This is a genomic window from Kaistia sp. 32K, assembly GCF_016629525.1.
Taxonomy (GTDB): Bacteria; Pseudomonadota; Alphaproteobacteria; order Rhizobiales; family Kaistiaceae; genus Kaistia.
On sequence record NZ_AP024269.1, the window covers coordinates 226,034 to 242,610 of the forward strand.

General features: G+C 68.6%; 10 protein-coding genes. 4 read left to right on the forward strand and 6 right to left on the reverse strand.

Annotated features, from left to right (window positions below; genetic code table 11):
• The first annotated feature begins 17 nt into the window (after positions 1-17).
• On the forward strand, positions 18-2,078 hold the full coding sequence (locus tag K32_RS01005) for an ATP-dependent helicase (RefSeq protein WP_201404292.1): 2,061 nt from the start codon (positions 18-20) through the stop codon (positions 2,076-2,078).
• A 341-nt stretch (positions 2,079-2,419) separates the two neighbouring features.
• On the opposite strand, the gene K32_RS01010 is transcribed toward K32_RS01005, so the two are convergent.
• Both K32_RS01010 and K32_RS01015 read right to left on the reverse strand, forming a co-directional pair.
• Positions 2,420-2,794 (reverse strand): VOC family protein, encoded by a 375-nt coding sequence (locus tag K32_RS01010; protein ID WP_201402240.1) that lies wholly within the window; start codon positions 2,792-2,794, stop codon positions 2,420-2,422.
• A 51-nt stretch (positions 2,795-2,845) separates the two neighbouring features.
• Positions 2,846-3,544, reverse strand: coding sequence for a YafY family protein (locus K32_RS01015; protein WP_201402241.1), 699 nt, complete (start codon positions 3,542-3,544; stop codon positions 2,846-2,848).
• A 365-nt stretch (positions 3,545-3,909) separates the two neighbouring features.
• On the opposite strand from K32_RS01015, the gene K32_RS01020 reads away from it, so the two are divergent.
• The 3 genes from K32_RS01020 (at position 3,910) to K32_RS01030 (ending at position 9,656) form a co-directional block, all read left to right on the forward strand.
• Positions 3,910-4,719 (forward strand): ImuA family protein, encoded by an 810-nt coding sequence (locus K32_RS01020; RefSeq protein ID WP_201402242.1) that lies wholly within the window; start codon positions 3,910-3,912, stop codon positions 4,717-4,719.
• The gene (locus K32_RS01025) at positions 4,610-6,172 is read left to right on the forward strand and encodes a DNA polymerase Y family protein (protein ID WP_244669768.1); all 1,563 of its coding nucleotides are present in this window, start codon (positions 4,610-4,612) and stop codon (positions 6,170-6,172) included. Before K32_RS01020 ends, K32_RS01025 begins: the two co-directional genes overlap by 110 nt.
• Before the next feature lie 217 nt (positions 6,173-6,389).
• The gene (locus K32_RS01030) at positions 6,390-9,656 is read left to right on the forward strand and encodes an error-prone DNA polymerase (protein ID WP_201402243.1); all 3,267 of its coding nucleotides are present in this window, start codon (positions 6,390-6,392) and stop codon (positions 9,654-9,656) included.
• A gap of 697 nt (positions 9,657-10,353) precedes the next feature.
• On the opposite strand, the gene K32_RS01035 is transcribed toward K32_RS01030, so the two are convergent.
• The 4 genes from K32_RS01035 to K32_RS01050 form a co-directional block, all read right to left on the reverse strand.
• Positions 10,354-10,662: a Dabb family protein gene (locus K32_RS01035; RefSeq protein ID WP_201402244.1), complete on the reverse strand. Its 309-nt coding sequence runs from the start codon at positions 10,660-10,662 to the stop codon at positions 10,354-10,356.
• Between the two features lie 460 nt (positions 10,663-11,122).
• On the reverse strand, positions 11,123-14,524 hold the full coding sequence (locus tag K32_RS01040) for an efflux RND transporter permease subunit (protein ID WP_201402245.1): 3,402 nt from the start codon (positions 14,522-14,524) through the stop codon (positions 11,123-11,125).
• Complete coding sequence (locus tag K32_RS01045; RefSeq protein ID WP_201402246.1) at positions 14,521-15,750, reverse strand: efflux RND transporter periplasmic adaptor subunit; 1,230 nt, start codon at positions 15,748-15,750, stop codon at positions 14,521-14,523. Before K32_RS01045 ends, K32_RS01040 begins: the two co-directional genes overlap by 4 nt.
• 73 nt (positions 15,751-15,823) lie before the next feature.
• Positions 15,824-16,453 (reverse strand): TetR/AcrR family transcriptional regulator, encoded by a 630-nt coding sequence (locus K32_RS01050; protein WP_201402247.1) that lies wholly within the window; start codon positions 16,451-16,453, stop codon positions 15,824-15,826.
• Between the last annotated feature and the right edge of the window lie 124 nt (positions 16,454-16,577).

Sequence of the window (16,577 nt, forward strand, 5' to 3'; positions counted from 1 at the left end):
CTGCGACGGCTTCGCCGATGACGGCCGCCCATCTCGCCAAGCTGAACACGGACCAGCGCCGCGCCGTCGAATTCGGCATCACCACGCCGGAGCGCGGGCCGCTGCTCGTCATCGCCGGCGCCGGCTCCGGCAAGACCAACACGCTGGCGCACCGGGTCGCGCATCTGATCCTGAACGGCGCCGATCCGCGCCGCATCCTGCTGATGACCTTCTCGCGCCGGGCGGCGAGCGAGATGGCGCGCCGGGTCGAGCGGATCGCGTCCGCGGCGCTCGGCGACAAGGCCGGCATCCTGACCGATGCGCTCGCCTGGTCCGGCACCTTCCACGGCGTCGGCGCCAAGATTTTGCGCGAGCATGCGCAGTGGATCGGCCTCGATCCGGCCTTCACCATCCACGACCGCGAGGATTCGGCCGACCTGATGAACCTCGTCCGGCACGAGCGCGGGCTGTCGAAGAAGGAGAGCCGGTTTCCCGCCAAGGGCACTTGCCTCGCCATCTATTCCCGCGTCGTCAACGCCGAGACGACGCTGGACGAGGTGCTGGTCCGGGTCTTCCCGTGGTGCGCAATGTGGAAGGACGAGCTGAAGGCGCTGTTCTCCGCCTATGTCGAGGCGAAGCAGGCGCAGAACGTGCTCGATTACGACGACCTGCTGCTTTACTGGGCCCATCTGATGGCTGAGCCGTCGATCTCGGCCGAGATCGCCGAGCGCTTCGACCATGTGCTGGTCGACGAATACCAGGACACCAACCGCCTGCAGGCTTCCGTCCTGCTCGGGCTGAAGCCGAAGGGCGAGGGTCTGACTGTGGTCGGCGACGACGCGCAGTCGATCTATTCCTTCCGCGCCGCGACGGTGCGCAACATTCTCGATTTTCCCGCCCATTTCACGCCGCCGGCCGAGATCGTCACGCTGGAGCGCAACTACCGCTCGACCCAGCCGATCCTCGCCGCTGCCAACGGCGTCATCGGGCTTGCTACCGAGCGCTTCACCAAGAACCTCTGGACCGAGCGCGACAGCGGCGCGAAACCGCAGCTCGTCACCGTGCGCGGCGAGGCCGAGCAGGCGCGCTATGTCGTCGAAACGGTGCTGGAGGCGCGCGAGCGCGGCGTCGCGCTGAAGGAGCAGGCGGTGATGTTCCGCGCCGCGCATCACTCCGGCCCGCTCGAATTCGAGCTGACCCGGCGCAACATCCCCTTCGTCAAGTTCGGCGGGCTGAAATTCCTCGACGCGGCGCATGTGAAGGACCTGCTCGCCGTGCTGCGCTTCGTCGAGAACCCGCGCGACCGCGTCGCCGGCTTTCGCGTGGCGCAATTGCTGCCGGGCGTCGGGCCGGGCACCGCCGGCAAGATGCTGGACGCGATGGCAGGCGCGGCGGATCCGGTCGCGGCGCTCGTCGACTTCAAGCCGCCGCAGAAGACCGCGGCCGACTGGCCTCCCTTCGTCGAACTGATCGACGCGCTCAAGGGGAGGGGCATGGGCTGGCCGGCCGAGATCGAGGCGGTCAGAAACTGGTACGAGCCGCATCTGGAACGCATCCACGAGGACGCGACGGTGCGCCTCGCCGATCTCGTGCAGCTGGAGCAGATCGCCGGCGGCTATGCCTCGCGCGAGCGGTTTTTGACCGAGCTGACGCTCGATCCGCCCGACGCGACGAGCGGCGAGGCGGGCGTGCCGATGCTCGACGAGGATTATCTCATTCTCTCGACCGTGCATTCCGCCAAGGGGCAGGAATGGAAATCGGCCTTTGTGCTGAATGTCGTCGACGGCTGCATGCCGATCGATCTCTCGACCGGCACGGCGGAAGAAATCGAGGAGGAGCGGCGGCTGCTCTATGTCGCGATGACGCGGGCGAAGGACGAGCTGCACCTCGTCATGCCGCAGCGCTTCTTCGTCACGCAGCAGACGCGCGGTGGCGACCGCCACGTCTACGCGACGCGCACCCGCTTCATCCCCTCGGCGATCCTCTCTCTGTTCGAGCAGGTGATCTGGCCGCCGGTAGCGAACGAAGCCCCGGGCGCCGTGGCGCAGCCACGCGTGCCGGTCGACATCGCGGCCCGGATGCGGGGCATGTGGAAGTAGGGGGAGAGACCCTCACCCCAGCCCTCTCCCGCAAGCGGGAGAGGGGGCAAGCGAGCTCGGGATAGGCCCTGCCGTTGAAGCGCGATCGCGGACCCCAGGCTCGCCGTCATCCCTGCGAAAGCAGGGATCCATGCCGCTGAAGCCTCGTGAAACGCCCGGCAACCCGGCTGAATGGATCCCGGGTCTCCGCCCGGGATGACGGGGAGTTCTACCCACACTTCCGCGCAAGCGCCGTCGGGCGCTGAGTGGCAGTCAGCGGAGCCCCCGCTGGTCGGGGGCAGGCGCGGTCGGCTCCCTCTCCCGCTTGTGGGAGAGGGTTGGGGTGAGGGGCTTTCCGGACCTCACGCGTCCTGCAGGCAGACCCGCAGGCGGTGGCCGTCGGGGTCGAGGGCGACGAAGGTGGGGCCGAAATCGAGCACCGTCAGTTCCTGTTCGATCTCGAGTCCGCGCGCCCGCCAGTCGGCATAGAGCGCGTCGATCTTCGGCTTGTCCTCGACCATGAAGACGATCTCGCCATTGGCGCCGTTCGCGCTCGCGGTGGTGGCGGGCTTCGCCTGGCCGCGGGCCCAGAGGCCGAGCGTGATGCCGTTGTCGAGCGGCAGGGCGGCGAAGTTGGGAGACTCGTGCGCCGCCGGCTGGCCGAGCAGGTCGGCATAGAAGGCGGCGCTGGCGGCGGTGTCGTCGACATAGAGCAGGATCATGTTCGGGGTCGTCATGGTGTTGCCTCCGTTGTGGATGGAGGCAGGTTAGACGCTCATGCTGTCAGTTTATGGCAGCATTGTCGGATGGCTGATGCCCTCGGCGATCTTCCATTCCTTCAAGAGAACCTGCCGCCGGCGCGGATAGCGCGTCTCCGTCACCACGAGATCGCTGATCCGCTCGGTGCGGAAATGGCGAAAATCCTGCCGCGTCTCGCACCAGGCGACGAGCATCCGCACCCGTTCGAAGAAGCCGAGCGCGAAGGGCCAGACCGTTCGTTTGGAGGCGGCGCCGGCCGCGTCCGTATAGGCGAAAGAGAGCTTCCGCTCCCGGCGGATCGCCGCGCGGACGAGGGCGAGGTCGACGCCCGGCGTCTCGGTCGAGCTCGTCCCGACCAAGAGCGCCGAACTGTCGAGATCCTCGCGCAGATCCGCCGGCAGCACGGCGGCGATCTTGGCGAGCGCGTTGCCGGCTGCCAGCGCCAGCCGGGGATCGGCGCGTTTCGACACCCAGCGCGAGCCGAGCACCAGCGCCTCGATCTCGTCCTCGGAAAACATCAGCGGCGGCAGCAGGAAGCCGGGCTTCAGGATGTAGCCGACGCCGGCCTCGCCCTCGATCGACGCGCCCTGCGCCTGCAGCGTGGCGATGTCGCGATAGAGCGTGCGCAGGCTGACGCCGAGCTCGCCGGCAAGCACATGCCCGCTCACCGGCCGGCGATGGCGGCGCAGGATCTGGACCAGGTCGAGCAGGCGTTCGGAACGGGACATGCGGCATTCCTTTTACGCCATGATGCCATAAACTGGCAGCAGTTGTAGCTAGGGGTAAGCAAGGCCCTTACCCAACCCTCTCCCAGGGGGGGAGGGCTTTGGCCCGGCGGGCTGCATCGGTCGGGGGAACCTGCCGAGGCGCGATGCGCTCCCTCTCCCCCTGGGAGAGGGTTGGGGTGAGGGCCCTTCGGCCTCACGACTTCCTCAGCCCGGAATCCGATCGACAGACCCTCCCGCGCCCCTTTCGAGGATGACGGGCACTTCGCTGTGTCCTCGGCTGACTCCGGTTGACTCTCGATCACTTTGGAGTCGTATTAGAACAAATAGAGAACATGAGAAGATGGATCGGGCAAGAACAGACGACGATGAGTACCGCGAAGGCGACCCTTTCCGCATTGCGACAGCGCATTGCGACGATCGAGGCGACGGCCGGAATGCCGGGCGTCGCCTCGTCGCGGTCGCGCATCGCGATCGATCGCGACCTTGTCGACGCGGCGCTGGGCGGTGGGCTGGCGCGCGGTGCGCTGCATGAGATTCATGCCGCCACCGGCGCCGACAACATCGCCGCGAGCGGCTTCTCGCTGGCGCTGGCGCTGGCGGCCGCCCCCGCCGGCCGGCCGATCGTCTGGATCCGGCAGGATTATGCCGCGCAGGAGGGCGGCGGCCTCCATGGCGACGGCCTCGCCGCGCTCGGGCTCGATCCGGCGGCGCTGATCCTGGTTCGCCTGCGCGATTCCCTCGCCGTGCTGCGCGCCGGCGGCGAGGCGGCGCGCTGCGCAGCCCTCGGCGCCGTCATCGTCGAGCCCTGGGGCGAGCCGAAGGCGCTCGACCTGACGGTGCAGCGCCGCTTCCAGCTCGCCGCCGAGGCGTCGGGCGTGACGGTCTTCCTGCTTCGTCCCGGCGCGCGGCCGATGCCCGGCGGGGCGGAGACGCGCTGGCAGGTCGCCGCCGGCCCGGCGACGCCGCTTGCCATGAACGCGCCCGGCCACCCGACCTTCGACCTGACCTTGTTGCGCCATCGCCACGGCCCTCCCGGCGGCCCGTGGCGGCTGGAGTGGAACCGCGATGAAAAGCTCTTCAAGCCCCCGGCGCTATTGCGCGATCCGGCTGCCGTTCCTCGCCTCGAACCGGCTGCGCCGCCGGCCGAACGCGCCGCATTCCGGCTTGCCGGCTGAGACGCCGCTCGTCATCGTCGAGAAGGCGAAGGGTGCGATTGCGATCGCCGCGCCCGACGCGGCGGCGATCGACCTCGGCCTCGCGCCGGGCCTGTCGCTGGCCGAGGCGCGGGCGCGGCTCTCCGATCTCGTCGTCGCCGAGCACGACCCGGCCGCCGATGACGCGCTGGTGGAGGCGATCGCCGACTGGTGCGACCGCTACACGCCGCTCGTCGCCCGCCATGGCGCGCGCGGGCTGATGCTCGACATCACCGGCGTCGCCCATCTCTTCAAGGGCGAGGCGGCGCTGCTCGACGACCTCCTGACCCGCCTCGACGGGCTTGGCCTGACCGCCTTCGGCGCGATCGCCGGCGCCCCGGCGACGGCCCGCGCGCTGGCGCGCTCGCCGCGCCGCACCGTGGTCGAGCCCGGCCGCGAGGCGTCGGCCGTGCGGCCGCTGCCGATCTCGGCGCTCGGGCTCGACCCGGCGCGGCTGCAGGCGCTGGCGCGGGCCGGACTGAAGACGGTCGGCGACCTGATCGATCGGCCGCGCGCGCCGCTCGCCGCCCGCTTCGGCGCCGATTGCGTCGAGCGGCTGGAGCGGCTCGCCGGGATTTTAGAGCATCCGATCTCGCCGCGCCGGCCGGTGCCGGCAGCACTCGCCGAGCGCATTTTCTTCCAGCCGATCGCGCACGCCGACGACATCGCGGCGACGCTCGCCCGCCTCGCCGCCGATGTCGCCTCGCTGCTCGAAACGCGCGGCGAGGGCGGGCGGAGTTTTGAGGCGAGCTTCTACCGCGTCGACGGCGACGTCCGCCGCATCACGGTCGCGACCGCCCGCCCGAACCGTGCGCCCAAAGCCATTGCACGACTGTTTCACGAGAAACTGGACGCGCTTTCCGATCCGCTCGACGCCGGCTTCGGCTTCGACCTGATCCGCCTCGGCGCCTTCCGCACCGAGCCCTTCGTCGCCGCGCAGGCGAGCCTCGACGGCCACGCGCTCGACGACGAGGCGGTCGCCGACCTGGTCGACCGGCTCGGCGCCCGCTTCGGGCCGGAGCGCGTCCTTGGCTTCGTGCCCGAGGACACGCACATTCCCGAGCGGCGGACGCGTATGGTTCCCGTGTTCACGCTCGGCGCGGAAGAGCGATTGAACTGGGACGAGATGCCGGCGGCCGGTGAGCCGCCGCTTCGGCCCTTGAGCCTGTTCGATCCGCCCGAGCCGGTCGAGGCGCTGGGCGAGGTGCCGGACGGCCCGCCGCTCTCCTTCCGCTGGCGCCGCGTGCTGCACCAGGTGGCGCGAGCCGAGGGGCCGGAGCGCATCGCGCCGGAATGGTGGCGCGACGGGGGACCCGACCGCGACTATTTCCGCGTCGAGGATCGCAAGGGCGCCCGCTTCTGGCTCTATCGCGAGGGTTTTTATGCTGCCGACCGGCCGCAGCCGCGCTGGTTTTTGCACGGGCTGTTTGCATGAGGATCCGGGCCTCGCACGCATCGGCCGTCATCCCGGCGAAGGCGGGTGAGGGTCCTCGCGGACAAGTTTTCTCCGTCGTCCCGCCCGCTCGCCGTCATCCCGGGCAAGCGTAGCGCGACCCGGGATCCATTTCAGCCGCCGGCGGCAGGCGGATGGATGGATCCCGGCTTTCGCCGGGATGACGGCGGAGGGGGCGTGTGCCGAGGATAGAAGCCCCATGAGCGCCTATGCCGAACTCGCTGCGATGTCGAACTTCTCCTTTCTGGAGGGCGGCTCGCACGCGGCCGAGCTGATCATCCAGGCGCATTCGCTGGGGCTGAAGGGGCTCGGCATCGCCGACCGCAACACTTTTGCTGGCATCGTCCGCGCCCATGACGCCTGGGGCAGCGAGGACTATGGCAATGCGAGGGCGGCCGGGTTCCGCCTCGTCGTCGGGGTCCGGCTCGTCTTTCGCGATGGCACACCGGACATCCTCGCCTATCCGACGGATCTCGCCGCCTATGGCCGGCTCTGCCAGTTGCTCAGCCTCGGCAAGCGGCGGGCGCCGAAGGGCGAATGCCACATCGATTTCGACGATCTCGCGGCGCATGCCGAGGGCTCGCTCTTCATCCTGATGCCGCCGGCGTGGCTTGAGAGGGATCTCGCTCCGGATCTCGGCGCCGCGCTCGGCCGGCTCGCCGCGCTGGCGCCGGGGCGGACCTGGCTCGCCGCCGTGCTCTATCGCAAGGGCGATGACCGGCGCCGGCTCGCGAGCCTCTCGGCGCTCGCCCGGGATCACCGCGTCCGGATGCTCGCCGTCAACGACGTGCTTTATCACGCGCCGGAGAGACGGCCGCTGCAGGATGTTTTGACCTGCATCCGCGCGAAGACGACGATCGAGAAGGCGGGCCGGCTTCTCGCGATGAATGCCGAGCGGCATTTGAAGCCGGGCGTCGAGATCGAGCGCCTGTTCCGCGATTTTCCCGGCGCTGTGGCGGAGACCGCGCGCTTCCTCGGCCAGATCCGCTTCACCCTCGACGAGATCCAGTACGAATATCCGCATGAGACGGTGCCGGACGGGATGACGCCGCAGGCGCATCTGGAGGCGCTGGCGCGGGAGGGAGCGCGAAAACGCTATCCGGACGGCGTGCCGGCCGCCGTGACGACGACGCTTGCCAAGGAACTCGCCATGATCGGGGCGCTCGGCTATGCGCCCTATTTCCTCACCGTGCACGACATCGTCGCCTTCGCCACCGGGCGCGGCATCCTCTGCCAGGGGCGTGGCTCCGCCGCCAATTCCGCCGTCTGCTATTGCCTCGGCGTCACCTCGGTCGACCCGAGCCAGTACCAGCTGCTGTTCGAGCGCTTTCTCTCGCCGGAGCGGCGCGAGCCGCCGGATATCGACGTCGATTTCGAGCATGAGCGGCGCGAGGAGGTGATCCAGTACATCTATGAGCGCTATGGCCGCGACCGCGCCGCCATTTGCGGCACGGTGATCGCCTATCGGACGAAGAGCGCCATCCGCGAGGTCGGAAAGGCGATGGGCCTGTCGGAGGACGTCATACTGGCGCTCGGCGGCACGGTCTGGGGTGGCGGCTGGGGCTCGTCCGTGCAGGACAAGCATATTCGCGACTCCGGCCTCGATCCGCGAAACCCGATGATCGAGCGCGTGGTCAAGCTGGCGATGGAGCTGCGCGGCTTCCCGCGCCACCTCTCGCAGCATGTCGGCGGCTTCGTGCTGACCGAGAAGCTTTTGAACGACCTGGTGCCGAGCGGCCCGGCGGTGATGAAGGACCGAAGCTTCATCGAATGGGACAAGGACGACATCGACACGGTGAAGATGATGAAGGTCGACGTGCTGGCGCTCGGCATGCTGACCTGCATCCGCAAGGCTTTTGATCTCATCGCGGAATCAGGCGGCGAGCGCTACGCGCTGCACACGATCCCCTGGGAGGATCCGGCCGTCTACGACATGCTCTGCACGGGCGATTCGATCGGCGTGTTCCAGGTCGAGAGCCGGGCGCAGATGAACATGCTGCCGCGCCTGCGCCCGCGAGAATTCTACGATCTCGTCATCCAGGTGGCGATCGTTCGCCCCGGGCCGATCCAGGGCGACATGGTGCATCCCTATCTGCGTCGCCGGCAGGGGATCGAGGACGTCACTTTTCCCTCGCCGTCGCCGGAGCATGGCCCGGCCGATGAGCTCCGTCAGGTGCTGGGGCGGACGCTCGGCGTGCCGCTGTTCCAGGAACAGGCGATGAGCCTCGCCATGGTGGCGGCGCGCTTCTCGCCGGCAGACGCCAACGGGCTGCGCCGCGCCATGGCGACGTTCCGCCATCTCGGCACCATGCACAAATATGAGAGCATGATGGTCGAGGGCATGGTCCGGCGCGGCTATGAGCGCGCCTTCGCCGAGCGCTGCTTCAACCAGATCCGTGGCTTCGGCGAATACGGCTTTCCCGAGAGCCACGCCGCGAGCTTCGCCCGCCTCGTCTATGTCTCCGCCTGGATCAAGTGCCACCACCCGGCCGCCTTCGCCGCGGCGCTCTTGAATTCGCAGCCGATGGGTTTTTACGCGCCGGCGCAGATCGTCCGCGATGCCGCCGATCACGCCGTGCCGATCCGTCCTGTCGATATCAATGCGAGCCTCTGGGACAACACGCTGGAGCCGACGGAAGATGGGCTGGCGCTGCGGCTCGGCTTCCGCCAGATCGACGGCTTTCGCGAGGACTGGGCGGAGAGGATCGCGGCCAGGCGCGGCGCGGGCTTCGCGGCGATGGACGATCTCGTCCGCTATACCGGGCTCGAGCGGCGCGCCTATGAAAAACTCGCCGATGCCGATGCGCTGCGCTCGCTTGGGCTCGACCGGCGGCAGGGGCTCTGGGAAGTGCGACGCCTGCCGAGCTCCGAGATCCTGCCGCTCTTCGCCGCCGCCGACGCGGCCGAGCTCGGCCGCGAGCAGGACACGCCGCTGCCTTCCATGCCGCTTTCCGAGCACGTCGTCGCCGATTACCAGACGCTCCGCCTGTCCCTGAAGGCGCATCCGATGAGTTTTCTGCGCGAGCGCTACACGGCCGAGCGCATCCTGTCGGCGGCGGCGATCTCAGCGCTTTCAGACGGCGCCTTCGCGAAGACGGCCGGCGTCGTGCTGGTGCGGCAGCGGCCGGGCAAGGGCAATGTCGTGTTCATGACGCTCGAGGACGAGACTGGCATCGTCAATGTCGTCGTCTGGACGCGGCTGTTCGACACCTTCCGCCGCACCATCATCGGCGCCAAGCTGGTGCTGGTCGAGGGCAACATCCAGAAGAGCCCGGAGGGCATCGTGCATCTCGTCGCGCGAAAGTTGGTCGACCGGACGAGCGATCTCGACCATCTCGCCGAGGACCGCCGGCCGAAACTCGATCCCGCCCGCGCCGACGAATTCGCCCACCCGAGTCGCCCGAGCCACCCCGGGAGCCACCCGCGCAACGTCCGCATCATCCCGAAATCGCGGGATTTTCACTGAAGGGGTGAGACAAGGCTTAATCTGACGCGCCGTCGCCAGCCCCAAGCTCGCCGTCATCCCGGCCTCCGAGCCGGGATCCATTCAGCCGGGTTGTGCGCCACGTGCGCTCCCGAGCGCGCGTCGGCATGGATCCCTGCTTTCGCAGGGATGACGGCGGAGTGTGGTTGGTCCTATCCGGCCTTGCAGGGACGCCGTACGTCCTTCGAGACGGCTTGCTCCGCAAGCCTCCTCAGGATGATGGGGCTCTGCCCGGATGAAGGCGAGCGCGGCGAGGCAGATCCTTTTGCTAGCCTCACACTCGTCGTCATCCCGGCCTCCGAGCCGGGATCCATTCCCGCCGGGTTGTGCGCCACGTGGGCTCCCGAGCCCGCGTCGGGATGGATCCCTGCTTTCGCAGGGATGACGGTGGAGTGTGGTTGGTCCTGTCCGGCCTTGCAGCGCACCGTTCTCATCCTCCTGAGGTGCTTCGCGTGAGCGAAGCCTCGAAGGAGGATCCAGCGTCCACTCCCGCTCGAAGATGAAGTCAGAGGCGTTCCCTGGACCCTCCTTCGAGGCCCGGCTTCGCCGGGCACCTCAGGATGATGGTCGAGTTGTGGAAATGCAGTCAGGGAGCATGGCCTCGGCGGGCCAGACACTCAGGCTGATAGTCCAGCTGGTGGATGGGCCTGGAGGCCAAGGGCCTCACAGCCTCCGCCCCTCAATGCTCCAGATCGTAGACCAGGATGCCGTCCGTGCCGCCTTCCGCCGCCGCGACGATGGCGGCGCCGACTTTCGCGTGCTCCTCGTCGGCCAGATACTGGTCGCGGGCTGCCGCGTCGCGGAAGGTCACGATGAAGCCCTCCGAAAAACCCTTGTCGAGGCCTTCCGGGCTCATGTTGTTGCCGACGAAGATGTTGATCAGCCCGTCGATGCGGGGGCGGAGCGCCAGCAGCGCGTCGACGATCGCCACCTTGGTCGAGGCGGTGGTGTCGGCGCGGTAGTGGATGAAGACGCAGTGGGAAATCATGATTCTGGAATGTCCTCCGGCGCGCAGCATAGGCGGGGCCGGGGCGGGACGTCACCTGTTTCGAACGCCGCACGGGGGCTGTCCGATTGAGGTCTGTCCAGCGAAGTCCAAAGCAAGACCCTCACCCAACCCTCTCCCGCAAGCGGGCGAGGGCTTTTTGGCCGGCGGGCTTCATGGGTGGACGGAGCTCTATCCGTTTCGGCCGTTCAAAAGACCCTCGATGCAACACTGAGGCGCGGGTTCCTCTCTCCGCGAGCGGATGTGGGCATTTTCGCTCGCGGCCGTCAGGGGGCGGCAATCGGACCGCTGGGCCGGCAGGCTGATGCGATGCGAGGACGACGCGCTGACCCGGCCCGGCCTTGAGCGGGAAGATCGACGCAGCGCGCAAAAAAAAGCCCTCTCCCGCTTGCGGGAGAGGGTTGGGGTGAGGGGCCTTCTTCGAAGACCCGGAACGCGGGCCTTACTCGGCGGCGATCCGCATTTCCTTGGTAAGCGCGGGCAGCGGCGGCTCGTGCTCGGTCTCGCCCTCGTCCGCCTCGTTGGGGGCGAAGGCGCGATGGAAGAGATGGCCGACCAGCTTCGAGAGGTCGTCCATGATCGTGTAGACGGACGGGATGAAGACCAGCGACAGGATCGTCGACAGGAACAGGCCGCCCATCACCGCGATCGCCATCGGCGCGCGGAACTCGCCGCCTTCGCCGAGCGCCAGCGCCGCCGGCAGCATGCCGGCGCCCATGGCGATCGTCGTCATGACGATCGGCCGCGCCCGCTTGCGGCCGGCATCGATGATCGCCTCCTTGCGGTCCATGCCGTGCTTGACCTGCTCGACGGCGAAGTCGACCAGCATGATCGCGTTCTTGGTGACGATGCCCATCAGCATCAGCATGCCGATGATGACAGGCATCGAGAACGCGTTGTTGGTCAGGAGCAGCGCCGCCACCACGCCGCCGATCGAGAGCGGCAGCGAGGCGAGGATGGTCAGCGGCTGGAACACGCTGTTGAACAGGACGATCAGCACGACGAAGACCAGCAGGATGCCGGAGCCCATGGCGACGCCGAAGGCGGAGAACACCTCGGCCTGCGCCTCGGCATCGCCCGTATCCTGCAGGCGGACGCCGGCGGGGAAGTTCTTGACGACGTCCATCGTCTTGATCCGCTCGGTGCCCTGGCCGGAGGTGAAGCCGTGCGCCATGTCGGTGCCGACCTTGACCAGTCGTTCGCGGTCATAGCGCTCGATCGTCGCAGGACCCTGGCCGAAGCCGACATTGGCGACGGTCGAGAGCGGCACCGAGCCGCCGGCCGGCAGCGGCACGCGCAGCGCCGACAGCACCGAGAGATCGGAGCGGGCGACGCGGTCGAGCTCGACGCGGATCGGAACCTGGCGGCCGTCCACGGTGAACTTGGCCAAGTTGGCGTCGGCGTCGCCGGTGGTTGCGACGCGGATGGTCTCCGAGATGCGGTCCGGCGCGATGCCGAGCGCCGAGGCCTCGTCGAGCTTCGGCACGATGCGGATTTCCGGCCGGGCGAAGGAGGAGAGCGCGACCGGGTTCAGGAACATCGGGTCGGCCTTCATCGCCGCCTCGAGATCGCCCGACGCCTTGGCGACGACGTCGCCGTCCTTGCCGGTGACGGCGATCGTCGTCTCGCGGTCGCCGCGCTCGTTGACGACGTAGAAGCGGATGTCGGGAATGCCGGCGAGCACGTTGGCGACGAGCGGCTTCATGTCCTTCTGGCTGACAGTACGCTCTGCCTTCGGCACCAGCTCGAGGATGACGGCGGCGCGCCGCGTCTCCAGCGTGCCGGTCGGCGAGGTGCCGCCCATGACGAAGACGCTGCGGATCTGCGGCAGGGTGCGCAGCGCCGAGGCGATCTTGTCGGTGGTGAGGGTGGTCTCGGCGAGACCGGTTCCCGGCGGCAGCTCGACCGAGACGGCAAGCCGGCCCTCGTCGCCCTCGGGGATGAATTCCGAGGGCAGCAGGCCGGTCGCCCAGATCGAGCCGGCGAACGTGGCGATACCGGCGGCGAGCGTCACCCAGCGCATGCCGCGGGCGAGCGTCGCCTTGAGCAGGCTCGTATAGAGACGCATGACGAGGCCGTCATGCTCCTCGGCCGGATGCGGCTGGCCGAGCCAGGCGCGCACCAGCGCGAAGCCGGCGGCGATCGCCAGCGCATAGAGCGCGATCCGGGTCCAGCCGATCGCGGTGACCCGCTCGGCGAGCGTGCCGAGCAGCGGCACGCCGACGAGGCCCTCGCCGGTGATTTCCAGCACCAGCGCGCCGAGGCCGATCACCACCGCGACCGGGATCACGGCGCGCAGCTTGCGGCCGAGATCGTTGCGGAAGCCCTGATAGACCGGCTCGCCGTCCGAGCCGTCGCCGGCATAGGGCGTGCGCATGAAATAGGCGGCCATCATCGGCGTGATCAGGCGGGCGACGAGCAGCGAAAAGAACACGGCGATCGCAACCGTCAGGCCGAACTGCTTGAAGTACTGGCCGGCGATGCCGCCCATGAACGAGACCGGGGCGAAGATCGCCATGATCGTCGTCGAGATGGCGATGACGGCGAGACCGATCTCGTCGGCGGCCTCCAGCGCCGCCCGATAGGGCTTCTTGCCCATGCGGGTATGGCGGACGATGTTCTCGATCTCGACGATGGCGTCATCGACAAGGATGCCGGTGACGAGCGTGATGCCGAGCAGGCTGACGAGGTTGAGCGAGAAGCCCAGCATCGACAGCGCCCAGAAGGTCGGGATCGCCGAAAGCGGCAGCGCGACGGCCGCGACCAGCGTCGCCCGCCAGTCGCGCAGGAACAAGAGCACGACGAGGATGGCCAGGATGGCGCCCTCGTAGAGCGTGTCCATCGCGCTTTCATAATTGCCGTAGGTGTAGTGGACGGTGTTGTCGATGATCGAGAAGGAGACGTCCGGATTGGCGGCGCCGATCTCGGCGATCTTGGCGTTGACGACGTCGGCGACCGAGGCATCGCTGGCGCCCTTGGCGCGATAGACGGCGAGCGCCACGACCGGCTTGCCGTCGAGGCGGGCGAAGGACTTCGGCTCCTCCCAATGGTCCTCGACCGTGCCGAGATTGCCGAGCCGGACCTCGCGGCCGCCGGAGATGACGATCCGCGCATTGGCGAGATCCTCGATCGACTTGGCGCCGGCCAGCGTGCGGATGGTCTGTTCCTGGTTGCCGACCTCGCTTTTGCCGCCGGCGAGATCGACATTGGTGATCTGAAGCTGGCGGTTGACGTCGGCGGCGGTGACGCCGAGCGCCATCAGCCGGTCCGGATCGAGGCGGATCTGGATCTCGCGGGTGACGCCGCCCATGCGCTCGACCCGGCCGACGCCCTTCAGCGCCTGCAGGTCGCGGATGACCTGGTCGTCGATGAACCAGGAGAGCTGCTCCGGCGACAGCGTCGGCGCCAGCGCGCCATAGGTCAGGATCGACTGGGCCTCGACGTCGATGCGCTGGATGATCGGCTCGTCGACGGTCTTGGGCAGGTCGCCGCGGATCTTGGCGATGGCGTCCTTGACGTCGTTCAGCGCGCGGTCGGTGTTGACCTCAAGCCGGAATTCGATGGCGGTCGAGGACTGGCCGTCGGTGATGGTCGAACTGACATGCTTGACTCCGGTGATCGACGCGACGGCGTCCTCCACCTTCTTGGTGACCTGCGTCTCCAGCTCGGCCGGCGCGGTGCCGGCATCGGTGACGTTGACCGAGATCAGCGGCACGTCGATGTTGGGGAAGCGCGTGATCGGCAGTCCCATGAACGAGACGATGCCGAAGGCGCACAGCACGACGAACAGCAGGATGGGCGGAACCGGATTGCGGATCGCCCAGGCGGAAAAGTTCCAGCTCATCCCTTCGCTCCCTCGCTCTGCTTGGCCTCGCCTTGCGCCTCGACCGCGGTGACGGCGTCGCCGTCGCGCACGAACGTCCCGGCGCGCAGCACGACCGCCTCGCCGAGGGCAATGCCTTCCACGACCTCGACCATGCCCTTGCCGGAAATGCCGGTCTTGATCGGGCGGGTCTGGATCTTGCCGTCGACGACGACCTGCGCCGTCGCCTCGCCGGCTGTGGTGACGACGGCCGAGACGGGAATGCTCACGCTTTCGCGGCGGGCCAACTCGACCGTGCCGCGCGCGAAGGCGCCGGCGCTGACCTTGGCGCCCGCGGGCAGGGCGACGCGCAGCCGGCCGAGCCGGCTCGCATCGTCGATCTTCGGCGAGACGAGCCGCACGGAGCCCTGGATGCCTTCGGAGATGCCCGGCACCGTGATCGTCACCGGCTGGCCGACGGCGATCTGCGAGAGCTCGGCTTCCGGCACCTGCGCCTGCAGTTCGATGGCGCCGTCCTCGGCGAGGCGGAACAGCGGCTCGCCGCCGCCGGAGACGATGGCGCCGATGCGGGCCGAGCGCGACAGCACCAGGCCGTCGGTCGGGGCCTTGATCTCGGTCTTGGTGACGCGCAGCAGCAGCTCGCGGCGCTGCGCCTCGGTCAGTGCCTTGTCGGCCTCGGCGAGCGCCAGGCCCTGGGTGGCGGCGTCGCGGCGGGCGGCGGCGGTCTTCGCCGTCGATTCACGCACGTCGAGCGCGTCCTGGGCGACGATGCCTTTGGTCTTCAGCGACTGGCCGCGATCGAAGGCGGCGTTGGCCTGCGCCTCGATGGCGGTCGCCTCGGCGATCTGGCTCTTCGCCTGCGCGATCGCCGCGTCGTTGCGGGCGAGCGACGAGGCGTTCTGGGCGAGCTGGACGTCGAGCGTATCGGTCGACAGGCGGGCGAGCACCTGGCCCGCCTTGACGTGGTCGCCTTCCTCCGCCGCGAGCTCGGTCAGCCGGTAGCCGTCGAGATCGACGCCGACGAGCACTTCCTCGCGCGGCACCAGCGAGCCGACGACGATCGCCGTCTGGACGATTTCCTTGCGCGCGGCGGGGACGACGGTGATGGCCGGCGGCTTCGGCGCCGCGGGGGCGGGGGCCGGCTCGTTGGCGGCGGCGGGGAACATCGAGTCCGGCAGCGCCAGCGCTCCGGCGGCGATGGCGGCGACGAAGGCGGCCGAGGCCGCGAGGCGGGTCATGCGCTTCATGGTTTGTCTGGCCGCGGGGGCGGCCTCCTCTGGTCATGCAGACAAGGGCGGTCTCATGCCGCCGTCAGGTCGCTCAGGCTTTCAATCCCAGGACACCCGCGAGTAGCCGCCGCAGCAGCGGCTCGACGCGGGGCAGTGTCAGGTCAGGGTCGTTGATCTGGCGCAGGGCGATGCCGTCGACGGCGGCCTGGATCAGGCTGATCGTGGCATCGAGGTCCTCGATCGGGGGCATCTCGCCCTTCTCGATCGATTCCACGAAGATCTCGCGCATGATGTCGCGGACGCTCTCGTCGATCTTGGCGAAGCGCTTGCCGATCTCGGTGTTGCGCAGGCTCTCGGCGCTGATCTCGGCCATCAGCTCGCAGGCGCCGGGATCGCGCATATAGGCGAAATAGCCCATGGCGCAGTGCATCATCCGGTTGAGCAGCGGGGCGGAGCCGCGCATCGTCTCGATCAGCTCGGCCGCGCCGCAGCGCTCGTCCTGGGCGATCGCCTCGATGATCGCTTCCTTGGAGGGGAAGTAGCGATAGAGACCGCCCGGGCTCATCTTCGCCTCGGCGCAGATCTCCTGCATCGACGCGCCGCGAAAGCCGGAGCGCGCGAAGCAGGTGCGCGCCGCGTCGAGGATCTGGCTCCGCCGGGCATCCTGCACGCTTTCGCGGACGGGCGTTTCGGCGGGATCGGGATGGACAAGAGCCGTCATGGGCACCCACAAAACATGCGAATGAATGTTCGCTCGCAGCAGATGCGGGGGATGTGCCGTTAAGTCAAGGTAAGCTGGGAAGAGTCTCTGGCGATTTTTTCGTCGCCGCCGTCGATTTTGTTCG